Origin of the sequence: Paenibacillus sp. S150 (assembly GCF_019352175.1) — a bacterium.
Lineage (GTDB): Bacteria > Bacillota > Bacilli > Paenibacillales > Paenibacillaceae > Paenibacillus_AQ.
Genome location: NZ_JACBYI010000001.1, coordinates 455,024 through 481,401, shown reverse-complemented (window position 1 = coordinate 481,401; position 26,378 = coordinate 455,024). Strand labels below are relative to the sequence as shown.

At 57.3% G+C, this 26,378-nt stretch carries 20 protein-coding genes and 1 pseudogene; 20 read left to right on the top strand and 1 reads right to left on the bottom strand.

All coding sequences use genetic code 11. From position 1 onward, the window contains the following. Window positions 1-79 precede the first annotated feature (79 nt). The 7 genes and pseudogenes from HYD27_RS01975 to HYD27_RS01945 all read left to right on the top strand — a co-directional run bounded on the left by HYD27_RS01975 (window position 80) and on the right by HYD27_RS01945 (window position 3,650). On the top strand, window positions 80-784 hold the full coding sequence (locus HYD27_RS01975; protein WP_219210795.1) for a sensor histidine kinase: 705 nt from the start codon (window positions 80-82) through the stop codon (window positions 782-784). Next, window positions 730-1,014, top strand: a complete 285-nt coding sequence (locus HYD27_RS32530) for an ATP-binding protein (protein ID WP_219210793.1) — start codon at window positions 730-732, stop codon at window positions 1,012-1,014. Before HYD27_RS01975 ends, HYD27_RS32530 begins: the two co-directional genes overlap by 55 nt. Beyond that, window positions 935-1,335, top strand: a pseudogene (locus HYD27_RS32860) (response regulator); the annotation flags it as partial. The gene HYD27_RS32530 and the pseudogene HYD27_RS32860, both read left to right, overlap by 80 nt. A 207-nt stretch (window positions 1,336-1,542) precedes the next feature. Next, the gene (locus tag HYD27_RS32855; protein ID WP_375373886.1) at window positions 1,543-1,728 is read left to right on the top strand and encodes a winged helix-turn-helix domain-containing protein; all 186 of its coding nucleotides are present in this window, start codon (window positions 1,543-1,545) and stop codon (window positions 1,726-1,728) included. A gap of 247 nt (window positions 1,729-1,975) precedes the next feature. Next, window positions 1,976-2,452 (top strand): ABC transporter ATP-binding protein, encoded by a 477-nt coding sequence (locus tag HYD27_RS01955; protein ID WP_219210785.1) that lies wholly within the window; start codon window positions 1,976-1,978, stop codon window positions 2,450-2,452. After that, window positions 2,433-2,822 (top strand): ATP-binding cassette domain-containing protein, encoded by a 390-nt coding sequence (locus HYD27_RS01950; RefSeq protein ID WP_219210784.1) that lies wholly within the window; start codon window positions 2,433-2,435, stop codon window positions 2,820-2,822. The genes HYD27_RS01955 and HYD27_RS01950 overlap by 20 nt, the downstream gene beginning before the upstream one ends. 72 nt (window positions 2,823-2,894) lie before the next feature. Next, window positions 2,895-3,650: a hypothetical protein gene (locus HYD27_RS01945; RefSeq protein WP_219210783.1), complete on the top strand. Its 756-nt coding sequence runs from the start codon at window positions 2,895-2,897 to the stop codon at window positions 3,648-3,650. Between the two features lie 1,262 nt (window positions 3,651-4,912). Here the strand turns inward: HYD27_RS01945 and HYD27_RS01940 are convergent. Then, window positions 4,913-5,209 carry a hypothetical protein gene (locus HYD27_RS01940; protein WP_228744874.1) on the bottom strand — a complete coding sequence of 99 codons (297 nt, stop codon included), beginning with the start codon at window positions 5,207-5,209 and terminating at the stop codon, window positions 4,913-4,915. A gap of 612 nt (window positions 5,210-5,821) precedes the next feature. On the opposite strand from HYD27_RS01940, the gene addB reads away from it, so the two are divergent. The 13 genes from addB (at window position 5,822) to HYD27_RS01875 (ending at window position 26,374) form a co-directional block, all read left to right on the top strand. After that, entirely contained in the window at window positions 5,822-9,349 is a 3,528-nt protein-coding gene (gene addB / locus HYD27_RS01935; protein ID WP_219210781.1) for a helicase-exonuclease AddAB subunit AddB, read from the top strand. Further along, on the top strand, window positions 9,346-13,455 hold the full coding sequence (gene addA / locus HYD27_RS01930; RefSeq protein ID WP_219210779.1) for a helicase-exonuclease AddAB subunit AddA: 4,110 nt from the start codon (window positions 9,346-9,348) through the stop codon (window positions 13,453-13,455). Before addB ends, addA begins: the two co-directional genes overlap by 4 nt. A gap of 132 nt (window positions 13,456-13,587) precedes the next feature. Continuing rightward, window positions 13,588-14,769, top strand: a complete 1,182-nt coding sequence (locus HYD27_RS01925; RefSeq protein ID WP_219210777.1) for an exonuclease SbcCD subunit D — start codon at window positions 13,588-13,590, stop codon at window positions 14,767-14,769. Between the two features lies 1 nt (window position 14,770). Next, entirely contained in the window at window positions 14,771-18,262 is a 3,492-nt protein-coding gene (locus HYD27_RS01920) for an AAA family ATPase (protein ID WP_219210775.1), read from the top strand. A 410-nt stretch (window positions 18,263-18,672) separates the two neighbouring features. Next, on the top strand, window positions 18,673-19,032 hold the full coding sequence (locus HYD27_RS01915; RefSeq protein WP_219210773.1) for a histidine triad nucleotide-binding protein: 360 nt from the start codon (window positions 18,673-18,675) through the stop codon (window positions 19,030-19,032). Window positions 19,033-19,172: 140 nt separating this feature from the next. Further along, a complete protein-coding gene (gene rpsU, locus HYD27_RS01910; RefSeq protein WP_005547957.1) occupies window positions 19,173-19,346 on the top strand; it encodes a 30S ribosomal protein S21 in 174 nt (57 codons plus the stop codon). 15 nt (window positions 19,347-19,361) lie between these two features. After that, the gene (locus HYD27_RS01905) at window positions 19,362-19,805 is read left to right on the top strand and encodes a GatB/YqeY domain-containing protein (protein WP_219210770.1); all 444 of its coding nucleotides are present in this window, start codon (window positions 19,362-19,364) and stop codon (window positions 19,803-19,805) included. A 230-nt stretch (window positions 19,806-20,035) separates the two neighbouring features. Then, on the top strand, window positions 20,036-21,361 hold the full coding sequence (locus HYD27_RS01900; RefSeq protein WP_228744927.1) for an NfeD family protein: 1,326 nt from the start codon (window positions 20,036-20,038) through the stop codon (window positions 21,359-21,361). Between the two features lie 41 nt (window positions 21,362-21,402). Next, complete coding sequence (floA, locus tag HYD27_RS01895; protein ID WP_219210766.1) at window positions 21,403-22,404, top strand: flotillin-like protein FloA; 1,002 nt, start codon at window positions 21,403-21,405, stop codon at window positions 22,402-22,404. Window positions 22,405-22,420: 16 nt separating this feature from the next. Then, on the top strand, window positions 22,421-23,026 hold the full coding sequence (locus HYD27_RS01890) for a hypothetical protein (RefSeq protein ID WP_219210764.1): 606 nt from the start codon (window positions 22,421-22,423) through the stop codon (window positions 23,024-23,026). A gap of 889 nt (window positions 23,027-23,915) precedes the next feature. Further along, a complete protein-coding gene (gene yqfC, locus HYD27_RS01885) occupies window positions 23,916-24,209 on the top strand; it encodes a sporulation protein YqfC (protein ID WP_219210762.1) in 294 nt (97 codons plus the stop codon). Continuing rightward, window positions 24,206-25,387: a sporulation protein YqfD gene (gene yqfD, locus HYD27_RS01880; RefSeq protein WP_219210761.1), complete on the top strand. Its 1,182-nt coding sequence runs from the start codon at window positions 24,206-24,208 to the stop codon at window positions 25,385-25,387. The genes yqfC and yqfD overlap by 4 nt, the downstream gene beginning before the upstream one ends. Window positions 25,388-25,402: 15 nt before the next feature. Then, the gene (locus HYD27_RS01875) at window positions 25,403-26,374 is read left to right on the top strand and encodes a PhoH family protein (protein ID WP_219210760.1); all 972 of its coding nucleotides are present in this window, start codon (window positions 25,403-25,405) and stop codon (window positions 26,372-26,374) included. The last annotated feature ends 4 nt before the right edge of the window (window positions 26,375-26,378 follow it).

Below are 26,378 nucleotides of genomic sequence, written 5' to 3'. Positions count from 1 at the left end.
AACCCCGGTGCTTCTCGTTTTATCTCCTGCCGCATGATGGGGGAAGGTATATAATGGGCAGTGGAAGGAGAGTGGCCGCATGGTTATTGCCATCATTGCGCTGGCGGCGCTGTTGACGGCGCAGACCGTCTATCTGCTGTATTATAGAAGACAAATCAAAGACATCGTCGAACAACTGGCGTTTATATCCGCGTTTGATTCGTTCAAATTTGTGGAGACGCAGATCAAGCCGAAGGAAATCAGTGATTTGATCGGGATCTGCAACGAAATTCTCAACAAGCAGCGGGAATTGGTTCTGCGCTTCGAACGGCGCAACGAAGAGATCAATACAACAATCGTCAGCCTGTCCCATGACATCCGCACGCCGCTCACCTCGATGGACGGATATTTGCAGCTCGCGGAGCGTTCTCCCGGGCAGGCGGACAAGGCGCGTTATGTCGCGCTGGCCCAATCGAGAGTCCGGCAGCTTGCAACGCTGGTGGACGAGCTGTTTCTGTATACGCAGCTGCAAAATCCGGAGTACCGCTTTGAACTGGAGACGATTGAGGTGACGGGGGTGCTGCAGCGAAGCCTGCTGTCCTTTCACGGCGAGTCTGCCCGGAGCGGACGCGAGCCGCGGCTTGCGCTGTCCGGGACGGCGGTTATGATCATCGGCAGCAGCCATGCGCTGGAGCGCATCTTCGGCAACATCATCCGCAACTTTTGCTGCACGGCGACGGGACGCTGGAGGTGCGTTATGAAGATTGCGGAGAGCTGGCGTTCATCTCGTTCGCCAATCCGCTGAAGCCGGGCGCCGCGCCGCAACTGGAACAGATTTTCGACCGTTTTTACAAGGAGGATTCCTCGCGTTCGCTTCGTTCGTCCGGACTGGGGTTGTCGATCGTGAGGTCTTTGATGGAGAAAATGGAGGGCCGGGCGGAGGCGGTGCTGGTGGATGGACAGTTCAGCATCCGGGTGGGCTTCAGGAAAGCCGGCGGGCGGCAGGTGGAGGAGGATAACAGCCGGTTGCCATGAGTGCCAGTCTGCAGACAAAGGAGCGGTAAAGGCGATGGAACCCCATATTTTGATTGTCGAGGACGACGGGCATATCAGCAATATCATTTACGAAGGGCTGAGTGCGGCAAATTTCCGCTGCACCCAGGCGTTTTCCGGCAGCGAAGGGAAGCTGCACGCGGAGCGTGAGGTCTTCGATCTGGTCATTCTGGACCTGATGCTGCCCGGAATCTCCGGCGAACGGCTGATCCGGGAATTGAAGGCGGTCCGCGGTCCGATGTGCCGGTGATCGTCCTGTCGGCCAAGGATCAACTGGATCATAAGCTGGATCTGTTCGCGCTGGGGGCTGATGATTATGTTACCAAGCCGTTTGCGCTTGAGGAACTGATCGCCCGCATCCAGGTTCACATCAAACGAACTGTTCCATCCCTTCCAACCGCCGCTTACCGGCATAAACAACTGCTGCTGGATCCGGAGACGTTCACCGCTTCCGTCGATGGCGCGCCGCTGCATTTGACCAGGCGGGAGTTTAAAATTCTGGAACTGCTCGTGAAGCATCCGACCCGCGCCTTCAGCAAGCAGGATTTGTACGAGTTGGCCTGGGATGAAATCTATATGGGCGAGGACAAAACGGTTGCCGTTCACATCAGCAACCTCCGCGCCAAGCTGCGCAGCCATACGGACGACGACTATATCGACACGGTGTGGGGCATTGGCTTCCGGCTCAGTCCGTGAAGCCGCCTAAAGCTCCGCTTGAACCGCCTGAAACTTGAGGCTCTTAAAATACCTGAAGCTCTGCGGTGCAGCGGTTTGTACACCTCATGAATGTCTAGGCGGACAGGCTTATACATTCTTATCGTCCCGCAGAAACGGCGTCCGTTATGAAAAGGACGGCGTTTCTGCTTCTTTGCACTTTCTTTACCCTTTCTTGACGCTTTCTTGGCCTTGCTCCTTTAATCTGTATGGGAAGGGGGGACGACAGATGACAAATGACATTATTGAAATCAAGCAGCTGAGCAAGCGCTATAGAACGAAAACGGCGCTGCGCAATATCAACCTGAACATTGCCAAAGGCGGCATTTTCGGGCTGATCGGCCACAACGGAGCGGGAAAATCGACGCTGCTCAAGCTGATCGGCGGCCTGATTCATCCGACGGAAGGGGAAATCCGCCTCTTCGGCCAATCTCCGGCCGACCATCAGGGATTGTTCGACCGCATGGGACTGCTGATTGAGCAGGCGGGCATCTATCCCGCGTATTCCGCCCGCGAGAACCTGCGGCTGCTGGCGCTGGCTTATGGTCTAAGGAACGGAGAGGAACATATTGTACGGCTGCTGCATCGGGTCGGGCTTCAGGATGAACCGGACACCAAGGTCAAACATTATTCCATGGGGATGAAACAGCGTCTGGGCATCGCCATGGCTTTGTTCGGCAGTCCGGATGTGCTCATTCCTGGATGAGCCGATCAACGGATTGGACCCGCAGGGAATCGCGGACATTCGCCGCCTGATTCTGGAGTTGAACCAAACGGGCCTGACCATCATTGTTTCCAGCCACATTCTTGAGGAATTGTCCAAGGTGGCGACCCGGTATGCGATTATCGACCGGGGCGAAATTGCCGAGGGGGTCTCCCGGGAAGAGCTGCTGCGCAAATGCGGCGAGCGGATCGAGCTTGAGGTGGACGAGGCGAGTAGGCCGTCCCGATTCTGGAACGGGAACTGCATATCGGCGGCTACAAAGTGGTCGGTCACCGCACGGTGCATATTTACGATACCCACGCGGAGAACCGGGAGATTATCGCGGCGCTTGTCGCCGGAGGCGTACCGGTGAATTCGCTGGTCAAGCACAAGCAGAGCCTGGAGCAATATTTTTTGGAACGAACGGGCAAAGGGGGCGGCGGACATGCTTAATCTGTTGGATCTGCGCCGCTTCGGGCGCAATAAGCCGATGATCGTTCTGCTGCTCGTGTACTGCCTGTTTCAAGTGTTTGGAATCTTTATGCAGAGTCAATATCCGCCTGCCGAGGTGAACGGCGTTTCGGTCCCGGCCCTGTCCGAGGGGGAGTTTATGCAGCATACGCTGTCTATCGCGCCGTCGTGGGTGCTGATCTATCTGACCGTATTCGTTGTTGCTTTTTATATGAGCGAGTACAATGCGGGATTTTACAAAAATTATATCTCCATGCGGCGCGCGCGCATCTATTCCGTGCTGTCCAAAATCGCTGTGCAGGCGTTGTTTACGCTTCTGCTGCTGATCGCCGTGGTGCTGTCCGATGTCGTCGGACGCTTCTGGTTCTTCGGGAATAGCAGCTTTGGCGGTGTCGGACTGTTCACCAAAGTGCTGGCGGTTCAGTTTTTGCTGCATTGGGCGTTTTCGGTTCTGGTTCTTTGCCTTATTGTCATCGTCCGGAATATGCTGACCGGCGTGATCGCGGGCATCGTGCTGTCGTTCAACATCGTCGGCATGGCGCTGTCGGCGTTGGAAACGGCGATAGGTTCCCCGCGCATTTCCCCGTACTTGCTGGTCAATACCATCGTCACGCCGCAGGACATGGGCAATGGCGGCGATATCCTGCATGCCGTGCCGGTAGCGGCGGTCTTTGCGCTTCTGTTTGCGGCAATTGCGGTTCGCCGCAAGTTGAGGGAGGATTTGCGGTAGCGAAGCGGGTGGCGGGGGCAGGTCATTATAATATTATTAGTAAGCTAAAGCGAGGGGAAAAGAATGGTGCATCCGCGGACAAAAGTTAGACACTCATTGCGTGCGGTGTTGGGATTCGTTCTGGCGTGTTGGGGCAGGCTGCCTGGTAACGAGGATAATATTGCGGCCCCGCGTTCATCCTTGAATGACCTTCCCCCGATCAGCCTCCGCCGGGCGGGCAAGCCGGGTTTTGCAGGTAAGGGGCTTTGAACAAAAAAGAACGAGATAAATCAACTGCCCCAGAGATGGCAAAAACAGAAATCCAACGGTGCGAACTCTAAGCTCCCATATAAACCCTGGGAAATCCGCACCTCGGAATTTGGTCGGAAACGGTGTCGAAAAATAATAGATAGTCAAAAGTCAAGGTTTATTTTATACTTTTTGCAGGTGAACAAGCGGAGAAAGCAGACAGAAATGCTGCTTTTGGAAATGATATGCTTTTATCCGCTGTCGCACTTCGCGTGGAGTGCGTGGATTGAAATATCAGGTGTTGCGCTATGCCTATGATCAATTCTCTGTCGCACTTCGCGTGGAGTGCGTGGATTGAAATGTTGACTGGTGCCGATCTTGGCCGCAAACTCTTCAGTCGCACTTCGTGTGGAGTGCGTGGATAGAAATAAGGAGATGAAAGAGACATGCAGCAGATTAAGCGAGCAAGGTGATTTTGTTAAGGGGACTCCAATTACGGATGGCAACCGGGAAAAGTGTCGTTTGCATGGTATACTGTTCCGTAGTAGTCGTTCGATTGCGCAAAAAACCCGTTCTTTTGTAAAGTGTTGGTGTGGTAACTTTCTTTTACAGGAAAAGACGGTTTTTTTGCATGGATTTTTAACGGACAACAAAACGGGGCGGTCCAGAAGTCAGTTTTTACTAACTTTCTGGACCGCCCCTTCTTGCTTGCAAGGCCGGTCAAGCCGGGGAAGAAGGCATTGGGCAGTACGCACCTGATTGCGTTATGCCCTGGAAATAGGCTAAGATATAAAAAGGATGGCAAACGTATGTTCCTGCCAGGCCGGTATGCTATAATATTAGGACGGATTCATCAGAAAATTTTGTTATTGGCCCGGAAACTATTACTACAGTAATCAGTAGTTTCTAGAATAAAGCTTTAACTGGGAATCTCGCGGGTTAGATAACGGATGCTTTGTTTCAATAGAAGCTTGTCTGCCAGCGAGACTCGGGCCTAGGCTCTAAGAGCCTGTCTCAAAATAAATAAGTAAGAACTATGGGTAAGAAAAAAGTAAGAGGTGATGAGAGTTGGCCAGCTTCGCCTCAACAACGGCAATTCTGCCGTTATTTCGGGGAGCACGGGCCAGCTTCGTCTCAACAACGGCAATTCTGCCGTTATTTCGGGGAGCACGGGCCAGCTTCGTCTCAACAACGGCAATTCTGCCGTTATTTCGAAGCACACGGGCCAGCTTCGTCTCAACAACGGCAATTCTGCCGTTATTTCGAAGTACACGGGCCAGCTTCGTCTCAACAACGGCAATTCTGCCGTTATTTCGGGGAGCACGGGCCAACCCCGCCTCAACAACGGCAATTCTGCCGTTATTTCGGGGAGCACGGGCCAGCTCCGCCCCAACAACGGCAATTCTGCCGTTATTTCGGGGAGCACGGGCCAGCTTCGCCTCAACAACGGCAATTCTGCCGTTATTCCGGGGAGCACGGGCCAGCTCCGCCTCAACAACGGCAATTCTGCCGTTATTTCGGGGCGCGCTGCAGTAATCTTGCGAATAATCTCACACAGCGAGCGGGAAAAGAGTAAGCGAAGGAGTGTGGAAGTCAGCGTTGGGAAGGGAGCTGCCGGACGCTCAGCTTGCCCACTCCGCACCTGCACAAGGGGATAAGCCCAAAAAGTCCACTGCACGGGTGCCTATAGACGGACCCTTTAAAAAAGGGATGCGGGCTGTTGTTCGCTTGAAAGAGGGAACAGAACTATGAAGCCTTACTTCATTTCGCCTGCGCTCAGATCGTTTGGAGAAGCGTACGATCCATTCATTCCCGGTAACTTGTTTTGGGATAGGCTCTAACACTGCAGGAAATGCAATTAGCCTATGAATTTATAGTTTCTACCCAAATATATACGGAATTTTGTTATTCTATTCTCTCCTCCACGGAAGGAGTTTACTGTAATGACGGTACACTTTTTGATTGGCCGCTCGGGCAGCGGAAAAACAACCAAAATATGGAAGACGGTGTCCTCCCGGCTGGAATCGGAGCCGCTGGGTGCGCCGATTATTGTGCTTGTTCCGGAGCAGGGCTCCTTTGGCGCAGAGCAAGGGCTGCTGAAGGCAGGGCGGACGAAGGGCAGCATCCGCGCCCAGACACTGAGCTTCTCGCGGCTGGCTTACCGGGTGAAGCAGGAGACCGGGGGCAGCGCGAGTCTGCCGATCAGCGAGGAAGGCAAGAAGATGCTGATCTACAAGATTATCAGCCGCCGCAGGGAAGAGCTGAAGCTGTTCGGCGCATCAAGCGACAGACCGGGCTTTGTGGAACGGCTGAGCCAGCTGCATACGGAGCTGAAGCGCTGCTGCCTGGGTGCAGCCGATCTGGAGGAACAGCTGGCCTCCATGCGTGATTCCATTGGAAGAAGCCCGATTCTTGCCGGCAAGCTCGATGATTTACATATAGTGTTCAGCGAGCTGGAACAGGAAATGTCCCGGCTGTACATGGATGAGGAGGACCGGCTGGCCGAGCTGGCTGAGCATATTCAGGAATCCTCGTATATTCGCGGCTCGGAGATCTGGGTGGACGGCTTTCACGGCTTCACCGCACAGGAATATGCAGTGCTGCGTGAGCTGATGCAGCATGCCTCCAGCGTGACGATAGCGCTGACCCTGGACCGGATTTACGCTGCTGGAATGCAGCCGCATGAGCTGGAACTGTTTCATCCTGCGGCTGTAACCTGCATCAAACTGCGCGGAATGGCTGAGGAGATGGGCCTGACGGTATGGGACGAGCTGCTGGCTCCGCCGGTGCTGCCGCGTTTTGCCGCAAGTCCGGCCCTTGCCCATTTGGAGCGGGGCTTTGGCCGCCGGACCCGCTGGAGCGGTTCGGCCCCGGAAGCGGCCGATGCCATTACGCTTATTGCGGCAGCTTCGCGCAGAGCCGAGGTGGAGGGAAGCCTGCGGGAGATGCTTCGCCTGGCCCGTGACGAAGGGGCGGAATTCGGGGAGATGGCTGTGCTCATGCGCAATATTGCCGATTATGAGCAGCTTGTGGTCCCGCTGTTCCAGGACTACGGAGTTCCATTTTTCCTTGACCAAAAAATGACCGAGCTGCATCATCCGCTGGTGGAATTTATCCGTTCTGCCTTCGATGTGGTGCGCCGCCGCTGGCGGTATGAGGATGTGTTCCGCTGTGTGAAGACAGAGCTTCTGCTTCCGCTGGACCGCAGAGTAACGCGTGCGGATATGGATGCGCTGGAGAATTATGTGCTGGCTTGCGGCATTCAGGGCTACCGTTGGACGGATGGCCGCTCCTGGAAAGGAATTCCCAGCCTTTCGCTGGAGGGAACCAGAGTCGTGGATGAAGCGCTGCTGGCGAGAATGGAAGCATGCCGGGAGGCAATTGCCGGTCCGCTGCAGGCCTTTGAGAAGCGGGTCAAAAAAAGCCGCAGCGGTCTGGAGCTGTGCCAAGCGGCATATTTTCTTCTGCAGGATACGGATGCGGCCCGCAAGCTGGAGCGGATGAGTGCCCTTGCTTTGAAGCGCGGGCAGCCTGAGGCTGCCCGCGAGCATGAGCAGCTATGGGGAGCAGTGCTGGGCCTGCTGGATCAGATTGCGGAGATGATGGGCAATGAAAGAATGGATTTTGCGATGTTCTCCGGGGTGCTGGAGACCGGTCTGGCTGAGCTGAAGCTGGGACTGGTGCCGCCCGCGCTGGATCAGGTGCTGGTGGGAAATATGGACCGTACCCGGGTCTCGGGCGTCAAATATGCCTTTTTGCTGGGATTCAATGAAGGTGTCGTTCCCGCACAGTTCAAGGAAGACGGCATCCTCTCGGAAGGGGAGCGCCTGCTGCTGGAAAATGCCGGAATGGAGCTTGCTCCGGGGTCTTCCCGCAAGCTGCTGGATGAACGTTTTCTGATATACAATACGCTTACCACGGCCAGCCGCAAGCTCTGGGTCAGCTACGCCACGGCAGATGAAGAGGGCAAAGCCCTGCTTCCGTCCGAAATTATCATCCGCCATTTGCAGGGGATGTTCCCGGGGGCACTGAAGGAGCGGTTTGTTTCCGGATTTCCATCCGCTGCGGCTCGCGAAGACGAAGCAGGAGCCGCAGAAGCGCTGCATACGGGCTTTGTCGGCCAGCCGGAGCAGACGCTGCGCATGCTGATTATGCAGCTTCGGCAATGGCGCCAGGGAGTGGAGATTCCCGCGGTCTGGTGGGATGTCTACAACTGGCTGATCACGGATAAGGAGCATGGGCCGAAGCTGGAGCGGCTGCTGGGCTCGCTGTTCTACCGCAATGCCGGAATCAGGCTGAAGCGGGAGACCAGTCTGCGCCTGTACGGCGGAACGACTCTGCGCGGCAGCGTATCTCGCATGGAGAAATTCGCCGCCTGCGCTTTCTCGCATTTCGCTTCCTATGGCCTGAAGCTCAAAGAACGGCAGCTCTACAAGCTGCAGGCACCGGATATCGGGCAGCTGTTCCATGCCGCTCTCAGCGATATGGCGCTGCGGCTGCAGAAGGAGGGACGCAGCTGGGGCAGCATGACCGCGGAGGAATGCCGCCGTGAGGCCGGTGAGACCGTGGACCGGCTCTCGCCGCTCCTGCAGGGTGAAATTCTGCTGAGCAGCAAGCGTTACGGATATATCTCCCGCAAGCTCAAGAACATCGTCGGCCGCGCTTCCGTGATCCTCGGTGAGCATGCCAGACGGGGCAGCTTTGAGCCGGTGGGGCTGGAGCTGGATTTTGGTCCGGGCAAGGACCTGCCGCCGCTGAGAATTACACTGCCGAACGGCTGTGTGATGGAGGTGGTGGGACGCATCGACCGTGTGGATATGGCCGAAGGCGAACAGGGCATCCTGCTGCGGGTTATCGACTACAAATCAAGCCAGAAGGACCTCAAGCTGCACGAGGTCTATTACGGGCTGTCGCTGCAGATGCTGACCTATCTGGACGTTCTGCTCACCTATTCGGAGCAGTGGCTCGGCAAGACCGCGCTTCCGGCCGGGACCCTTTATTTCCATGTGCATGATCCGCTGCTGACTTCGGCGAACGGCATGAACCGCGAGCAGGCGGAGCAGGAGCTGATGAAGCGCTTCAAGCTGAAGGGGCTGCTGACAGCCGACCGTGAAGTTGTCTCGCTCATGGATGCCACACTGGACAAGGGGCATTCCTCAATAGTGCCGGTGGCGCTCAAGAGCGACGGGAGCTTCTACAGCAGCGCTTCGGTTGCTACACCCGAGCAGTGGAGGCATTTGCTGTCGTCGGTGCGCAGCACGATCTCCGATATCGGAACACGTATCACCGAAGGAGATGTGGAGATTCAGCCTTACCGGATTCAGCAGGAAACCGCCTGCGCCTTCTGCTCTTTCCGGCCGGTATGCCAGTTCGATGAGGCCGTGGAAGGCAATGCCTACAACAATCTTGGCAAGCCGGGCAAGGAAGCTGTTTGGGATCTGCTGTCCCGCGAAGGAGGAGAGAAGCCATGATGCGCAGAGCCGAGACGGAGCCCAAACCGGAAGGAAGCCTGTGGAGCGATGACCAGTGGCGCGCCATTGCCGAGAGCGGGGACGATATCCTGGTTGCGGCGGCGGCAGGCTCCGGCAAAACAGCGGTGCTGGTGGAGCGGATTATCCGTAAAATCAGCAGCGGGGAAAAGGGGTTCAGTGTGGACCGGCTGCTGGTGGCCACCTTTACGAAGGCCGCGGCTGCAGAAATGCGCCAGCGTATCCGTGAGGCGCTGGAACGGAAGCTGGAGGAAGAGGAAGGCTCAGCGAACGAGGAAGGAGGCCGGGGCAACGAGCATCTGCGCCGTCAGCTTGCCTTGCTCGGCAAAGCCTCGATCACGACGCTGCATTCCTTTTGCCTGGAGGTGATCCGGCGTTACTACCAGCTCATTCCCATCGATCCGGGCTTCCGGATTCTGAATGAGCACGAGGCGGAGATGATGCGGCAGGAGCTGCTGGAGGAGCTGCTGGAAGAGAAATATGGCGAGGTTGCCGAAAACGGAGAAGACCCTGTGTTTGTAAGGCTGGCTGACTGGTTCAGCGGTGAGCGCAGCGATGATGCGGTGCATGCGCTGGTGCAGCGGCTGCATGATTTTGCCCGCAGCCATCCATGGCCGGCGGAGTGGCTGCGGAATACGGCGGCTGATTTCTCGCTGCCGGATACGGAAGCCTTAAGCCGCACGCCATGGGTGCAGAGCATTCTGGCGGAAGCGAAGCTGACGCTGGACGGGGCCGCCAGCCAGCTCCGCCAGGGCCGGGAGCTTGCCCTTCAGCCCGGCGGCCCCGCTCCCTATGCCGAGAATCTGGCGGCAGACCTGGAAATGGTGCAGTCGCTGCAGGAGGCTTTGGAATTCCGTCCTTGGGCCGAGCTGTATGATATTTTTATGGAAATATCGTTTGGGAAGCTGAAGGCCTGCCGGAAGGATTCGACCGATCCCGGACTGCAGGAGACGGTTAAGGAGCTTCGTGACAATGTGAAAAAAAGCCTGCTGGAGCTGCAAAAGTCGCTCTTCGGGCGTCCTGCCGAGGCCTTTCTGGGCGAGCTGCATGAGGCGGCTCCGCTGATGCGGGAGCTGGCCGGGACGGTGATTGAATTCGGAGAACGCTTCCGGATCGAGAAAGCCGGCCGGGGTCTGGTCGATTTCAGTGATCTGGAGCATTATTGTCTGCAAATCCTGCGGCACGAGGATTCTGTACCCGGACATCCGCTGCCCTCGGATGCGGCGATGGAATACCGCGACCAGTTCGACGAGGTGCTGCTGGATGAGTATCAGGATACGAACAGCGTACAAGAGGAAATTGTGCGGCTGATCTCCCGCGAATCGCCGGGCAACCGTTTTATGGTGGGAGATATGAAGCAGAGCATCTACCGGTTCCGTCTGGCGGAGCCGGGATTGTTCCTGGACAAATACCGGAGCTTTGGTCAGGGTGCGGACAACAGCGCAAGCAGTGCCGGTGCCGGGACAGGTGAAGATGCTGAGCCTGCGAAGCCCGCCGGAGGGTCTGTTATTGATCTGTCGCGAAATTTCCGCAGCCGTCTGGAGGTTGTCAATGCCGTCAATATGATCTTCCGGCAGATTATGGACAGCACCGTCGCGGAAATAAGCTACGACGAGCGCGCGGAGCTGGTCTACGGGGCTAATTTTCCGGGAGCGGAGGAAAAAGGTCCGGATACTGCCTTTGCCCCCGAGCTGCTGCTTATTGACCGTGGTTCTGCGGCAACGGGACGCCCGGAGGAGCTGCCGGGGGATGGAGAGCTTCCTCCGCAGGAGAGTGAAGCCGTAGAGAGCGAAACGGCTCAGCTTGAGGCACGGGCGATTGTCCGGCGCATCTTGCAAATGACCGGCATGACGGGCGCCGAGCCCCTGCTTATCTACGATAAAGCTCTGAAGATCATGCGGCCGGTGGTTTACGGCGATATTGTAATCCTGCTGCGCTCCGCGCGGATTTGGACCCCGCTGATGATTGAGGAGCTGCGGCTGGAGGGCATTCCGGCGTATGGTGACCAGAATAAAGGCTACTTTCAGGCCACCGAGGTGCAAATTGCCCTTTCGCTGCTGCAGATTGTGGATAATCCCCGCCAGGACATTCCGCTGGCCGGTGTGCTTCGTTCGCCTGTGGTGAACCTGCGGGAAGAAGAGCTGGCATGGGTACGTCTTTGCAGCAACGGTTCATTCTTTGATGCTGTTCTGGCGGCTGCCGGTGAGGGGAATGCGGCGGATCGTGAGGCAGTTCATCCTGCGGCTGCGCTTATCGCAGAAGGAGATGAGCAGATGGCTGCGGAAGCGGAGACTGCCGCTGCGGCAGACGCGGCCATGCCGGAGATTTCGGGGGAGCTCCAGAAGAAGCTGAAAGCATTTCTGAAGCTGCTTGAAGGCTGGAGAACCGCCGCCCGGCAGGGAAGCCTCAGCACGCTGATCTGGCGCATTTACAGGGAAAGCGGCTATCTGGAATGGGCCGGCGGCCTGCCGGGCGGCTTTCAGCGCCAGAATAACCTTACCGCTCTGTATGACCGGGCTGTACAATTTGAAAATGACACCTCTGCGCGCGGATTGTTCCGCTTCCTGTTATTTATCAACCGGCTGAGGGAAAATGGCGGGGATCTGGGAGTTGCCGGAGGGTCAGGCGAGGAGGGCGGAGGGGTCAGAATAATGACCATTCATAAGTCCAAGGGACTGGAATTTCCGGTGGTGTTCCTGGCCGGAATGGCCAAGCCGTTCAACCGCCAGGATCTGCATTCCCCGTTCCTGATGCATAAGGAGCTTGGATTCGGGCCGCGCTTTGTGGAGCGGGAGACGAGGGTCAGCTATCCTACTTTACCTTACCTGGCTATTAACCGCCGCTCCCGTCTGGAGCTGCTGGCGGAAGAAGTGCGGGTGCTCTATGTCGGGTTAACCCGGCCGCGCGACAAAATGATCCTCGTCGGCACAGTAAGGGACTTGCCGCGTACCCTTGCCGGCTGGAGCAGTATGCAGGGCAGGGAGGAGCTGCTGCTGGCCGGTCATTTGCTGGCCCGGGGCCGCAGCTATCTGGATTGGGTCGGACCGGCGCTGATCCGCCATCCCGCCGCCGCTGTTCTGCGCAAGCTGGCAGGCGGCGGTAACGGCCCTGTATCTGCGGTGCTGCACGGGGATGCCTCCAATTGGAGCATTTCAGCGCTGAACGCTTCGGAGCTCAGCTCCGGCCCGGCTCTGGCTGGCGGGGCGGACCGGAATGAGGAACGGCAGGACATGCTTGAAGCGCTGCGGAGCGGCCGCAGCTTACCTTCCATGAGTACTCCGCACGAAGAGGAAATTGCCGCAAGATTGAAATGGAAGTATCCGCATGCCGCCGCAGCCGGCATCCCTGCCAAAACCTCCGTGACCGAGCTAAAGGCGATGCTGTCCCTGCAGGAGCAGCCTTCGTTTGATTTGCTGGAGGAGTCCCTGCCCGCAGCCGCAGGAGGCGGATTTGCGCGCGTACCGGCCGGAGCGGACAGCCTGCATCTTCTGCGCCCCAAATTTATGGAGAAGCGGGGCTTGTCGCCTTCAGAGCGGGGAACGGCCTATCATACGGTCATGCAGCATGTTCCGCTGGAAGGAAGGGTAGACCGGTCTGTCCTGGAAGCGGCTGTGGCGCGTCTTACACGGCTTGCCATCCTTAGCCCTGAGCAGGCAGAGGCTGTCCGGCTCAGTGAGATTGAGAGGTTTTATACGGGGGAGCTGGGCCGCAGGCTGATTGGGGCCCCCTGGAAAAAAAGAGAGCAGCCTTTCAGCTATATGGTTCCGGCGAGTGACGCTTACCGTGGTCTTGCCTATCTGGATGAAGCGGCCGCAGGACTTGAAGGTCCCGGCGGAACCGGAGGCTTTGGGGAAGCTGTTCTGATCCAAGGTGTGATCGATTGCCTGTTCCGGGAGGAGGGGCGGTTAATCCTGCTGGATTATAAGACAGATGCCGTTTTGGAGCATCAGGGCGGAGTCGGGACGCTGAAGGAGAAATACCGTTTCCAGCTGGAGCTGTACAGCAAAGCGCTGTTGGATATTCTCGGGGAGCCGGTCAGCGAGGCCTGGCTGTACTTTTTTGAAGGCGGGCATGCTGTGAAGCTATGAAACTATAAACAGGTTTACCGGTAAATCTATAAATCTACCAGCAATAGTCTTGCAGACAGCGGAGGCCGGAGGTTCCGGCATATCAGTTCAAACTATATAAAATGCCGCAAGGTGCGGGGAAAGAGGGCGGAAATGCGCATATTGCATACAGGCGACTGGCATCTTGGCCGGACGCTGGAAGGAAGAAGCCGGCAAAGGGAGCAGGAGCAGTTCATGGATGAGCTGGTGGAGATTGCCGATGCTTCCCGGGCGGACCTTATACTGATGGCGGGAGATGTCTATGATTCAGTGAATCCTCCGGCAGCAGCCGAGCAGCTGTTCTATGATGCCGCTGCCAGGCTTACGGCAAACGGCCGGCCGCTTGTGGTCATCTCCGGCAATCATGACCAGCCTGAGCGTGTAGCCTCCGTATCCCCGCTTGTCCGCAGACAAGGCATCACTCTGGTGGGCCTGCCTACCCCGGAGCCTGTGACGGTTCATGCCGCACGTACCGGAGAAATCGCCAAGATTGCAGCGCTCCCTTATCCCTCCGAAGCCCGGCTCGGCGAACTTCTTGCCGGGGACGGCGGGGAAGATGAGCTACGTCTTGCGTACAGTGCCAGAGTGGGCCGGCTGATGAAGCTGCTGGGCCGGGAATTCACGCCGCAGACGGTCAATCTGGCGATGAGCCATATCTATGTGCTGGGCGGAGTGGAGAGCGATTCGGAGCGGCCGATTCAGGTCGGAGGGGCCTATACCGTAGACCCTTCGGCCCTCTCCTGCGGCGCGCAGTATACGGCGCTTGGACATTTGCACCGGGCGCAGCGGGTCAAGGGCGACGGCATGATCCGTTACAGCGGGTCGCCGCTTGCCTACAGCTTCTCGGAAGCCGGGCAGGCGAAGTCCGTGGCAATGATTGAGGCTGCGCCGGGAGGGGAGCCTTCCTTTGAGGAAATTCACCTGCGCAGCGGGCGCCCTCTCGTGAACTGGAAATCCTCGGGCGGCTTGCAGGAGGTCTACAGCTGGCTGGATGAAGGCCGGGATGCCAACGCCTTTATTGATCTGGAGCTGCGCCTCACGGAAGCGATGTCCCTGAATGATATTCAGCGGCTGCGCAAATCCCGTGAGGGCATTATACATATCCGCCCGGTCTATCCGCAGATGGAGCAGGAGCTGGAGCAGACGGCGCGCTCGCGAATGCCGGTGCAGGAGCTGTTCCGCAGATTCTATCAGCGGCAGACCGGCGGGGCGGTGCCTGAAGACAGCCTGATTGAGCTGTTCATGGAGCTGGCGGAAGAAGAGCGGCGTGAGCCTGCGGAGGGAGAGGAGAACTGAGTTGAAGCCGATTCTATTAAAAGTAGCCGGGCTGCAGAGCTACCGGGAGCAGCAGGAGATTGATTTTGCGAGTCTGACCGAGACGGGGCTGTTCGGTATTTTTGGTCCGACGGGCAGCGGGAAATCCAGTTTGCTGGATGCGATCACACTGGCCATGTACGGCAAGGTGGAACGTGCGGCGAACGGCACGCAGGGCATTATGAATCATTCCGAGGATCAGCTCGGCGTAGCCTTTACTTTTGAGCTTACTTCCTCCGCCGGTTCCCGCCGTTACCGGGTGGAACGGAAATTCAAGCGGACCGGCGACCAGTCGGTAAGCAATACGATCAGCCGTTTCATTGAGGTTGCAGCAGACGGCGATCACGTGATGGCCGACAAGCTGGCGGATGTTACCCGGTGCGTGGAAGAGCATATCGGGCTGAAAATGGATGATTTCACCCGTGCCGTTGTGCTGCCCCAGGGGAAATTTGCCGAGTTTCTGTCGCTGCGCGGCGCGGACCGCAGGCAAATGCTCCAGCGCCTGTTTCATCTGGAGCAGTATGGCGACGGACTGGCGCTGAAGCTCAGCCGCCGGGTCAAGGAGAATGAGGCGGCGCTGCGGGCGCTGGAGGCCGAGCAGCAGGGACTTGGCAGCGCGGGCAAGGCGGATGTGGAGGCCGCTGCCGGACGCCTGCAGGAAGCGGTCCGCCATGCGGCGGACTGCCGCATGAGATTGGATGAAGCGGTGCAGCGCGCGGAGCGCTATGCCCGCATCCGCGAGCTGCAGGACGAGCGTGCCCGCCGTGAAGGCCAGCGGCAGGCTTTGCTCGCGCAGGAGGCGGATATCCTCCTGCTGGAGCAAAAGCTCGGCAAGGCGGACGAAGCCGAGAAGCTGCTGCCCGCGCTGAAGGCCTGGCGCAGCGCGGAAGAGGCCTGGAAGAACCGTCTGGCCCGGGCGGAGGGCCAGGAGGTGCAGGCCGCCGCCGCCGAACGGAAGGCGGCGGAGCTGGCTGCGGCCGAAGCGGCGGCACAGGCCGCGCTGGCCGCGGAGGAGCCCGCCCTCCGGCAGGGGGCGGACACATACCGCCGCGCGCTCGAGCTGGAAGCCGAGCTCGGCGGCCTGCGGCGCGAGCGCGCAGCGGTGCTGGAGCGCCGCGACGAGGCCTCCCGCGGGCTGGGCGCCCGGCGGGAGGCCATGGCCCGGGAGCGTGAGCTTTTGGCCAAGGGCCAAAAGCGCCAGCACGAGCTGCAGCAGAGCCTGCAGCCGCTTGCGGTCCGCTCCCAGGAGCGGCAGTCGCTGCAGGAAGCGATGCAGCGTCTGCAGGGCCTGCGTTCCGCCTCCTCCCAGCGGGAGACGGCGGAACGGGAACGCGCCGAGCGCGCCGCGGTGCTCGCGGCGGCTGAGGCGCGGCTTGCCGCCGCCGAGGAACGGCGGCAGTCGCTTGCAGCGCAGCGGGGCGCGGGAATCGCCGCCGCTGCGCTGCACCTGGAGAAGCTGCGGGCCGGAGAGGCCGCAGCGGGAGCCGCCGCCGAGCAGCTGGAGCTTCATGGAAGCACGCTTGCGGCGGCGCTCAAGGGACAAGAGCTGCACAGGCTCTCCCTAACGCTCGCCGGTGAACTGCAGGACGGGCAGCCGTGTCCGGTCTGCGGCAGCCCGCACCACCCCGCGCCCGCGCTGGCAGAGGACAGCGGAGAGCGGGAAGAGCTGGAGCGTCAGCTCGAGCAGTCGCGGACCATGGGCAGACGGGCGCTTGAGGCCCGCCACCGGTTCCGGAGCCTGCTGGAGCAGGATGCAGCGTGGCTGGAGCAGCTCTACGGGGCAGGCGCCGCCGAGCTTATGAAGGCACCTGCTGCGGCGGCACTGGAACAGACTGGTACAGCGGATAACCTTGCTGCCGGCTCCCCAAGCCTGCCTGAGGCTACTGCTCCAGGTGCCGGCTCCCAAGTCCTGTCTGCGGCTTCTGCTTCAGGGACCCCGGTGCTTAATGAGCAGGCCCTGTCCCGGTTGGAGGACGATATTTCCGCGCTTAAGGCGCGTTCCGGCGAGCTGCGCCGCACAGCGGCGGAATGGCAGCATTCCTTGCAGGAGCAGCAGCAGCTCTGCCACAAGGAAGCGGCGGCGGCGGAAGCCGAAGCAGCCTGGCTGCAGGGCATTGCAGCCAGGGCTGCAGATTTGACCCGGCAGCTGGGAGAACTGCGGGAGGAATGGACGCGGCTGTTTCCGGAGCTTGCGCCGGATGATGCGGAGCAGGCATACCGCGGAATGCTGGCGAAGGATGAGCAGGCGGAGGAAATCAGGGGACGGCTGGAGATCAGTGTCAGGTTCCTGGATGAGAAGGGCATCTCCGTGCAGGCACTGCAGGAGGAAATAGCGGCTCTGGACAAAGAGCTGGCCCAGTGGAACGCACAGCTGGAAGGCAAAGAGGCGCTGGAGCGCGAGAAGGAGCAGCGGCTGCTTCAATGGACCGGCGGCCGTCCCGCTGCCGCTTTGCTGGCAGAGTGCGAGAAGCGCCTGCAGGTGCTGCAGGCGGGGCTGGAGGGCAGCAGGCAGGCTTGCCGTACGGCGGGTGAACAAGCGCAGCATGCCGTGAAGGAAGCGGCCATCAGCCGCCAGGCGGCGGAGTCGGCCCGCGAGCATTTTGCGGCGGCTGCCTCCCAGTGGGAGGACGGATTGCAGTCCTCGCCGTTTGCATCGGCGCAAGAGGCGGAAGGTGCGGCATTAACACCGGAAGAACGGACCGGTGCAGCTTCCCGCGTGCGGCTTCACCGTGAGGGGTTGGCTGAAGCGGCGCTTCAGCTGCGGAGCATTGAAGAGAAGCTGGGCGGCGCCGTCTTAAGCGCAGAGGATTGGCAGGAGAGCCAGGAGGCCCTCCGCAGCTGCCGGGAAGAGGATGAGCTCGCTTTGCAGGTCCGGGCCCGGGCAGAACGTGATTTGGAGGACCTGCAGCAACGCCACATCCGCTGGATGGAGCTTGAGGGCAAACGTGCAGGGCATGCGGCGCTCCAGGACCAGCTGTCCAAGCTGCAGACAGTGCTGCGCGGCAACGCCTTTGTGGAATATATCGCGGAGGAGCAGCTGATGCAGGTATGCCAGGCCGCTTCACAGCGGCTGCGCTTCCTGAGCAAACAACGCTATGCGCTTGAGGTGGATTCCGGAGGCGGGTTCGTCATCCGCGATGACGGGAACGGCGGAGTGAGACGTCCCGTGTCTACCTTATCCGGAGGAGAGACCTTCCTGACCTCATTGTCGCTGGCGCTTGCCCTGTCGGCACAGATTCAGCTGCGCGGGCAATATCCGCTGCAGTTCTTTTTCCTGGATGAAGGCTTTGGGACGCTGGACCCGGATCTGCTCGACACGGTCATCACTTCGCTTGAAAGGCTGCACAATGACCAGCTCTCCGTTGGCATTATCAGCCATGTTCCCGAGCTGAGGGCGCGGCTGCCCCGCAAGCTGGTTGTCGTTCCGGCAGAACAGGGGGGCGGGGGCTCGCGGATTATTCTGGAAAAAATGTGATCTCCCGTATTTAGTGTGACAACTATCACAGATACAGCTTCATCCCCTTGTTATAATACAGCTAAGCCGACATCATTTGAAACACCTCGGCGGACGTATGACCGGGAGCATTTCTCCTTTTCATACGTCCGCCGCCTAATCAGCTTTCTGAGCTGATAAGGGTGTTTCTTTTTTTTGCGCAAATGGAGCCGCACCGGTTCTCTCGGTCAAACGCCCGCGTCAACCGTGAGTTCCAAAGCGTACAGATCTCCGTGCGCCTTTCCCAATCTGCAATTATCCTGTATGATAAGAGACATAAAATAGAGACATAAAATTATGATGCCGCGAAGAAGGCCATTCTCAAGCACGGCGCAGCGCAAGCTGAATGGAAATGCTGCATTTTCACCAAAACTATAGGAGGAAGCTTCCCCATGGAAACCGTGTTTAGCAAAATTATTGAAGGTTCGATCCCGGCGAACAAGGTATTCGAAAATGAACGGATTCTGGCTTTTTACGATATTGAGCCTGCCGCTCCGGTGCATGTGCTGATCATTCCCAAGAAGTTCATCGCTTCCATGAACGACGTTGCGCCCGAGGATCTGCCGCTGATTGGCGAAATTCATGCGGTGGCGCAGCAGATTGCTGTTCAGCTCGGGATTGCGGACAGCGGATATCGTCTGATCAACAATTGCGGACCGGACAGCGGACAAGCGGTGCCCCATCTCCATTTTCACTTGATCGGCGGGAAGAAACTTGGCGCCCTTGTCGGAAATTCGGCATCCCACGCCTGACAGCAAGCAAATACGGAAATGCCCGGCCTCAAAAAGAATAACACGAAGGTTGACACCTTATTTCACTTTAACCTATAATGAAATTTGATGAACCGTGTTGTTATGCTCTTGGACGGTCTGGTCGGAGGGAGGGAAAACTGGTGTCTGAAACGAAAGTTCGCAAAAACGAGACAATTGATGCTGCACTTCGTCGCTTTAAACGTTCCATTGCTAAAGATGGTGTCTTGGCTGAGGTGAAGAAACGCAAGCATTATGAAAAGCCAAGCGTAAAGCGCAAGAAGAAGTCTGAGGCTGCTCGTAAGAGAAAGTTTTAGGAGGATTACCCAAGCATGAATCTTAGCGAACGATTAAACGAAGATATGAAGCAAGCGATGAAGAGTAAGGACAAGTTCACACTCTCCACGATTCGAATGGTTCGTTCTACAATAAAGTATCTTGAAATAGATTTGAAGAGAACATTAGACGACAACGAAGTGCTTGATATCCTTAGTCGTGAAATCAAACAGCGCAAAGATGCCCTCCAAGAATTTGAATCAGCGGGTCGCGACGAGCTTGCCGCGAGTACGAAGGCAGAAATTGAGATTATCATGAACTACCTTCCTGAACAGCTTTCCGAAGAAGAAATTAAAGTAATTGTACAGCAGACCATCCAGGAAACCGGTGCTTCTTCGAAAAGTGAAATGGGCAAGGTGATGAGCGCACTGATGCCTAAGGTAAAAGGTCGCGCCGATGGTAAACTCGTGAACCAGGCGGTTCTGCAATTTCTGCAATAATATAACGCTAGCACCCCTTTTATAAGGGGTGTTTTTCATTAATTAGGGACACAGTATAAAATAGGCTTATACTCTGCCCCTGTTTATGCTGCCCTGCCAGGCATTGTTTTGAAACGCATATGCGGTAAAGGGCGTACTAAGCCTTATGAGTTGGAATATGTGAGAAGGGAGGCAAGGCCTTGGACAGATTGCGTAAATGGGCCGTTGCCGGGATTTTCGCTGTTCTGCTGCTGCTGCCGGCGGCGGGTGTGGCAAGCGCAGATATCACTGCACCGCCCGCACCGGGGGGAGCTGCCGCAGCGCCCAAGAGCGGGCCGGTATTTATCATTCCGGTGGATCAGGAAATTGAGCGGGGGCTGCAGAGCTTTCTTGTGCGGGGATTCCAGGAGGCGGCGAATTATGGAGCCGTTCTGATAGTGCTGGAGATTGATACACCGGGCGGACTTGTGGATTCCGCCGAGCAGATCGGCATGATGGTGCGCGACAGTGAGATTCCGACCGCAGCCTTTATCAAGGGCGATGCGGCTTCTGCAGGCAGCTACATAGCGCTGAACGCGGACAGCATCATTATGAAGCCCGGCAGCATGATCGGCGCAGCTTCCCTCGTGGACGGCGAAGGAAACAGCGTGGACGATGCCAAGCTGGTATCCTACTGGAAGTCAAAAATGGTCGGTGCCGCCGAACTGAACGGGCGTGATCCCGAAATTGCCGCCGGGATGATGGATAAGAATATTGTCGTGAGCAAGCCCGAGCTTGGCGTGAACAAAGCGCTGGGCCAGATTATCGCTCTCAGCAGCGAGGAAGCGCTCAAAGCCGGGTACGCGGACAGTATCGCCAATACACCGGAAGAAGCGATCGCCTCGCTGGACTACAGCACCGACGACATTTTTCGCGTGGCGCACACCGGCGCGGAGAAAATGTCGCATTTTCTGACTCATCCGGTTGTAATGACGCTTCTGCTCTTCATCGGAATCGCCGGAATAATCATTGAGATGCTGGTGCCGGGCTTCGGTGTGCCGGGTATCATTGGCACGCTGGCCTTTGCGCTGTATTTCTTTGGAAATTATGTGGCAGGCTTCGCCGGTTCCGAGACCTGGCTGCTGTTTATTCTGGGGCTGGTCATGCTGGTCCTGGAGCTGTTTGTCCCAAGCTTCGGCATACTTGGGCTGCTGGGCTCAGTGTGCCTTGTAGCGGGCGTTGTAAGGGCTGCCTACAGCTATACGCATGCGCTGTTCAGCCTGGGCATCGCTTTTGCGGCAGCGGCAGTGGTTATTATTATTGTAGCCGTCACCTTCAAGGAGCGGGGCATATGGAACCGGTTTATTCTGCAGGACAGCCTCACCAAGGAGCAGGGCTTTGTGCCGGTGCCGGAGCGGCTGACTTTGGTCGGCGCCTCCGGGGTCAGCATTACTCCGCTCCGCCCGGCCGGAACGGCCAGTCTGAACGGTGAGCGTGTGGATGTAGTCACGGAGGGCAGCTTTATTGCTGCGGGTGCTTCCATTTCAGTGATCAAGGTTGAAGGCGGACGTGTGGTCGTCAAGGAAGCTGTAGAGTAAGAATATGGGATTTTTAAAATGTAATGGAGGTTGGGAAAGGTATGGGTGAAGCGTCTTTGATTACTTTTTTGCTGATCGCGGTTCTCGTGATCATTGTGTTGAGTGTGTTCTTCAGCTTTTTTCCGGTGATGCTGTGGATTTCAGCCTGGGCTTCGGGTGTACGGATCAGTATTATAACCCTGGTGGCAATGAGACTGCGGCGGGTTACGCCGAGCCGGATCGTCAACCCGCTGATTAAGGCGACCAAGGCGGGGCTGGGTCTCAACATCAACCAGCTCGAAAGCCATTATCTGGCGGGCGGGAACGTTGACCGGGTTGTTAATGCCCTGATCGCCGCCCAGCGTGCGAACATTCCTCTGGAATTTACACGGGCAGCTGCCATTGACCTCGCTGGACGCGACGTGCTGCTGGCCGTGCAGATGAGCGTTAATCCACGGGTTATTGAGACCCCGATTGTCGCTGCTGTAGCCAAGAACGGGATTGAAGTCAAGGTAAAGGCCAGAGTGACTGTTCGGGCCAATATTGACCGTCTCGTCGGCGGTGCGGGCGAAGAAACGATTATCGCCCGTGTCGGCGAAGGGATTGTAACTACTGTGGGCTCAAGTGATTCGCACAAGGATGTGCTTGAGAATCCCGATTCGATCTCGCGCACTGTCTTGTCCAAGGGTCTGGATTCAGGCACGGCTTTTGAAATTTTGTCCATTGATATTGCGGATATTGATGTCGGCAAGAACATCGGAGCCTATCTGCAAACCGAGCAGGCTGAGGCGGACAAACGCATTGCGCAGGCCAAAGCTGAAGAGCGCAGAGCGATGGCTGTTGCCCATGAGCAGGAAATGAAGGCGCGTGTCGTCGAGATGAAGGCGCTTGTAGTGGAGTCCGAGTCACAGGTGCCGCTGGCCATGGCGGAAGCGCTGCGCTCCGGCAAGCTTGGAGTCATGGATTATATGAACCTCAAAAATATCGAAGCCGACACGCAAATGCGCGGTTCACTCGGCAAGCTGGGCGACGGTGACGACAACAGCCGTCCAACTGACAAATAAGGGAGGGTGAGCTCCCATGGGCAGCTTGATCTATGTAGCCGCGATTATTATTATCGCGATCATTTCCAGTCTGAACAAGACCGGTAAAAATAAGGGGAATACCGCTCCGCGCGGCGGAATGCCAACATTCGGCGGCGGGGACGGCAATCCTCTGCACCCTGCCCGCCGTGCGAAGCGCCAGCCGGATCGTGAGCGTAATGCCCGGGAGGGCAGCGGATTTCCGGTTCCCGGCGGAGCTTCTCCTTCCCCGGAACGGCCGGCAGAAGCCATGCCGGAGGTCCGGAATGATGCTTCTCCCGCCTGGCCGGGGTCTTCAGCTCCGCCAGCTCCCGATTATGAAACCGGGGAAGGACTGTCCCTGGAGCAAGGCTGGGAAGAGGACGGCGTGCAGGCCCGTACAGAGCGGCTGCAGAAGGATCTGGAACGGCTGCAGTCGCAATTTGAGGGGACTTCTGCCGGTATGGCTTCGGCAGATACAGGGAATTCTCCCGATTCCGGTGTGCCCGTTCCGGCTGGCCGCCGGGAATTTGCCGCTGGCCGCAAGGAGCTGCGGGACGGCCTGCTATGGGCGGAGATCCTGGGTCCTCCGCGTTCCCGCCAGCCCCGCTCTTTCCGCAGATAAGCCTGAATAACGGGCTCCTGCATTGTTATTCAACAGAGCCTTGCACGCCTTTGAAGGTTGTGCTTGTGCTCCGCCAAGCTCCGGGTTCCACTATGGAATCCGGGGCTTTTTGTATATAAATTTATATGAATTGAACCGGAGAGCCTGAACAAGCTGGCGGAACGCAAGGAAGAGATTCATAGGGGACTGAAGCGAAGTGTAAAAAGTAACACTAATGGGCTGGAATTCTGGATTTAACGGGCTTTAGTGGGATTTTGTACACTTAATGGAGGCCCACTCCCTCCATATGGCTATTTCAGCCGGATTAGTTGTACTTTTTCCCACTAGGGATGATCCGGGATCCGAATGCGCTGCCTTAGTGTTACTTTTTACCACTAAAATGGCTGCCCTTTGGATGTGGTTCAAGTTCATCTTAATGTAGGCGTATTCCTCTGTAAGGGGGAGAAACGGATGGATTAGGCATCCTTTTTTCCACTAACGCTTGCGGAAAAGGGGCTGGGGGAATATGAAGTGACCTTTTCCACCTGGCTTCCCGCCGGGCGCCAGCCTTACACCTGAAATGCAAACAGCTGCGCTGCCCGGTTAAGGACGGCGCAGCCGTTTCTGCTTGAAATATAATGTATATGTTTCACGCTAAAAATTAGCCGTATCTTTCTCGCTGAAACGGATACCGTCCTTATAAGGACGGCGCAGCCGTTTCCACTTGTTGAATTATAAAAATTCATATGATTTGTGCCGTGAATTATCCTTCTAAATTCCCCATAGCAGTTTTTCTGCGGCTTTTTGGGATGCCCCTCCGCCATTTCTGCTTGTGATGTGAGTTCTTCTCATAAACAAAAGCGCTGCCGCATAAGGTGTAGAGAAGGCAGGAAGGGGGAGAAGTCTACTTATGACCCGTATTGGCCGCAGGCTGCGGGGATGGACAAACGGGGTACTGGAGCTTCCGCAGGATGTGCTGCAGGAGCTGCCCCGAATCACCCTGATCGGCAATAAAGAACTGTTTATCGAGAACCACCGCGGCGTGCTGCATTTTTCCTCCGAGCAGCTGAAGCTTGCGTTAGTGAACGGCTCACTGGAGATTTCCGGCGAGGGGCTTGTGATTCGCAATATCCTTGGCCCCGAGCTGGCAGTAGAGGGCATTATCGGAGAAATCAGATATAAGGGAAGCGAGGAGAACTCATGAAGCAGCCGCCTTTGGCATCACTGCGGGGGTTCGTTACACTGCATGTGACGGGACCGCAGGTGGAAAATTTTATCAATGCTGTAACTGAAGCGGGCATTATCATCTGGGATGTGAGGCCTGCCGGGAGCGGCGCTTCCCTGAACCTGCTGCTGGATGACTTTTTTGCCCTTCGGCCGCTTTTGAAAAAGACAGGCTGCCGCATGCGCGTCACCGGCAGAAACGGACTGCCGTTCAAGACGGCGCGGCTGTTGAAACGGAAGTTTTTTGCCGCGGGGCTGCTGCTGTTCGGCATTGGCCTGCTGCTGCTGTGCTCGATGATATGGACGATCAGGATTGAAGGCAACAGCCGGATTGCTTCCGAGGATATTCTGCAAGCCGCACGCCACGAGGGTGTTTACCCCTTCCAGTGGATTTGGCGCATGGACGATCCGGACAAGCTTTCCAAGGAGCTAACCTCGAAGCTTCCCGGCGTGTCCTGGGTAGGCGTGCTGCGGACGGGGACAAGCGTCAAGATCCAGATCGTGGAATCCGACCAGCCGGAGAAAAAGCCCCTGCTCAGCCAGCGTCATCTGGTCAGCAGGGCCGATGCGGTGGTGACCGAAATTTACGCCGAGCAGGGCAGACCTGTTGTCAGCCGCAATTCACGGGTCAAAAAAGGGCAGATTTTGATCTCAGGCGCGCTGGGCGATGAAGAAAATGTAGAATATGTGGTTGCCAAAGGCGAGGTGAAGGGCCTGGTCTGGCATGAATATAATATTGAGGTGCCGTTGAAAAGGACGGGAAGCTCCTACACGGGTGAACGGAAGGACCGGACTTATCTGGTGCTGGGCGAATGGGCGGTCCAGCTGTGGGGCTACGGAAAAGCCGGGTTCAAGGAATCGCGTACGCTTACGGAGCATGATCCGCTGACGTGGCGCTCTTTACAGCTTCCGCTGGGGCTGATGACCGAGAAGGAAATGGAGGTCCGGAGCACCACGGATACCTTGACGCCCGAGGCAGCTCGCCAGGAGGGGATCATGCGGGCGAAGAACGATATTTTGGCCCGTTACGGCACGGACAGCGTCATTAAAAGTCAAAAAATTTTGCATGAGAAGAAAGACAATGGTAAAGTTTATATGAAAGTGCTCTTTGAAGTGGAAGAGAGAATCACGGAAGAACTTCCGATAGTAAACAACTGAGGAGAATGAGGCTATTTGTCAGAACAGACTGCAAGCATTCGTATATCTTTGCAAACTGCGGGAGAAGCGCAAGCCTTGTTTGGCCCGCAGGATGGATTCCTAAAAATAATCGAAAGTGAAATTCCGGCCGTAATTGACTCGCGTGAAGCTGAAATTACGATTCGCGGAGCGGAGCGGGAAGTGGACATCCTGGAACAGCTGTTTGGTGTGCTGCTCTCCCTGATTCGCAGCGGCTACATACTCAGTGAACGGGATATCCAGTATGCTGTTGAACTGGCCAAGGATTTCCGGGCCGACCAGCTGCTTGATTTGTTCAAAGGTGAAATTACGACAACCTTCCGCGGCAAGCCCGTCCGGGTCAAGACCATTGGCCAGAAGCATTATGTCACTACCATCAAAAAGCGGGACATCGTCTTCGGTATCGGACCCGCCGGTACCGGCAAAACCTATCTTGCCGTTGTGCTTGCGGTTACGGCGCTGAAGGAAGGCTCCGTCAAACGGATAGTCCTTACGCGTCCGGCTGTGGAGGCAGGAGAAAGCCTGGGGTTCCTTCCAGGCGATTTGCAGGAAAAGGTGGACCCATACCTCCGTCCGCTTTACGATGCCCTATACGACGTTATGGGGCCCGATCAGGTCGCCAAGGCGCTTGAGCGGGGACTGATTGAGATCGCGCCGCTAGCCTATATGCGCGGACGCACGCTGGATGATTCTTTTATCATCCTCGACGAAGCCCAGAATACGACCCCGGAGCAAATGAAAATGTTCCTGACCCGCCTTGGATTCGGCTCCAAGATGGTGATTACGGGCGATGTCACTCAAATCGACCTGCCGCGCGGCAAGAAATCCGGCCTGATCGAAGCCAAAACGATTTTATCCGGCATTGATGAACTGGGATTTGTCTATTTCGCAGAACAGGATGTAGTCCGGCATTCCCTGGTACAAAAAATCATTGTCGCTTATGAACGTTCTGCCGAAAACCTCGAATAAAAAA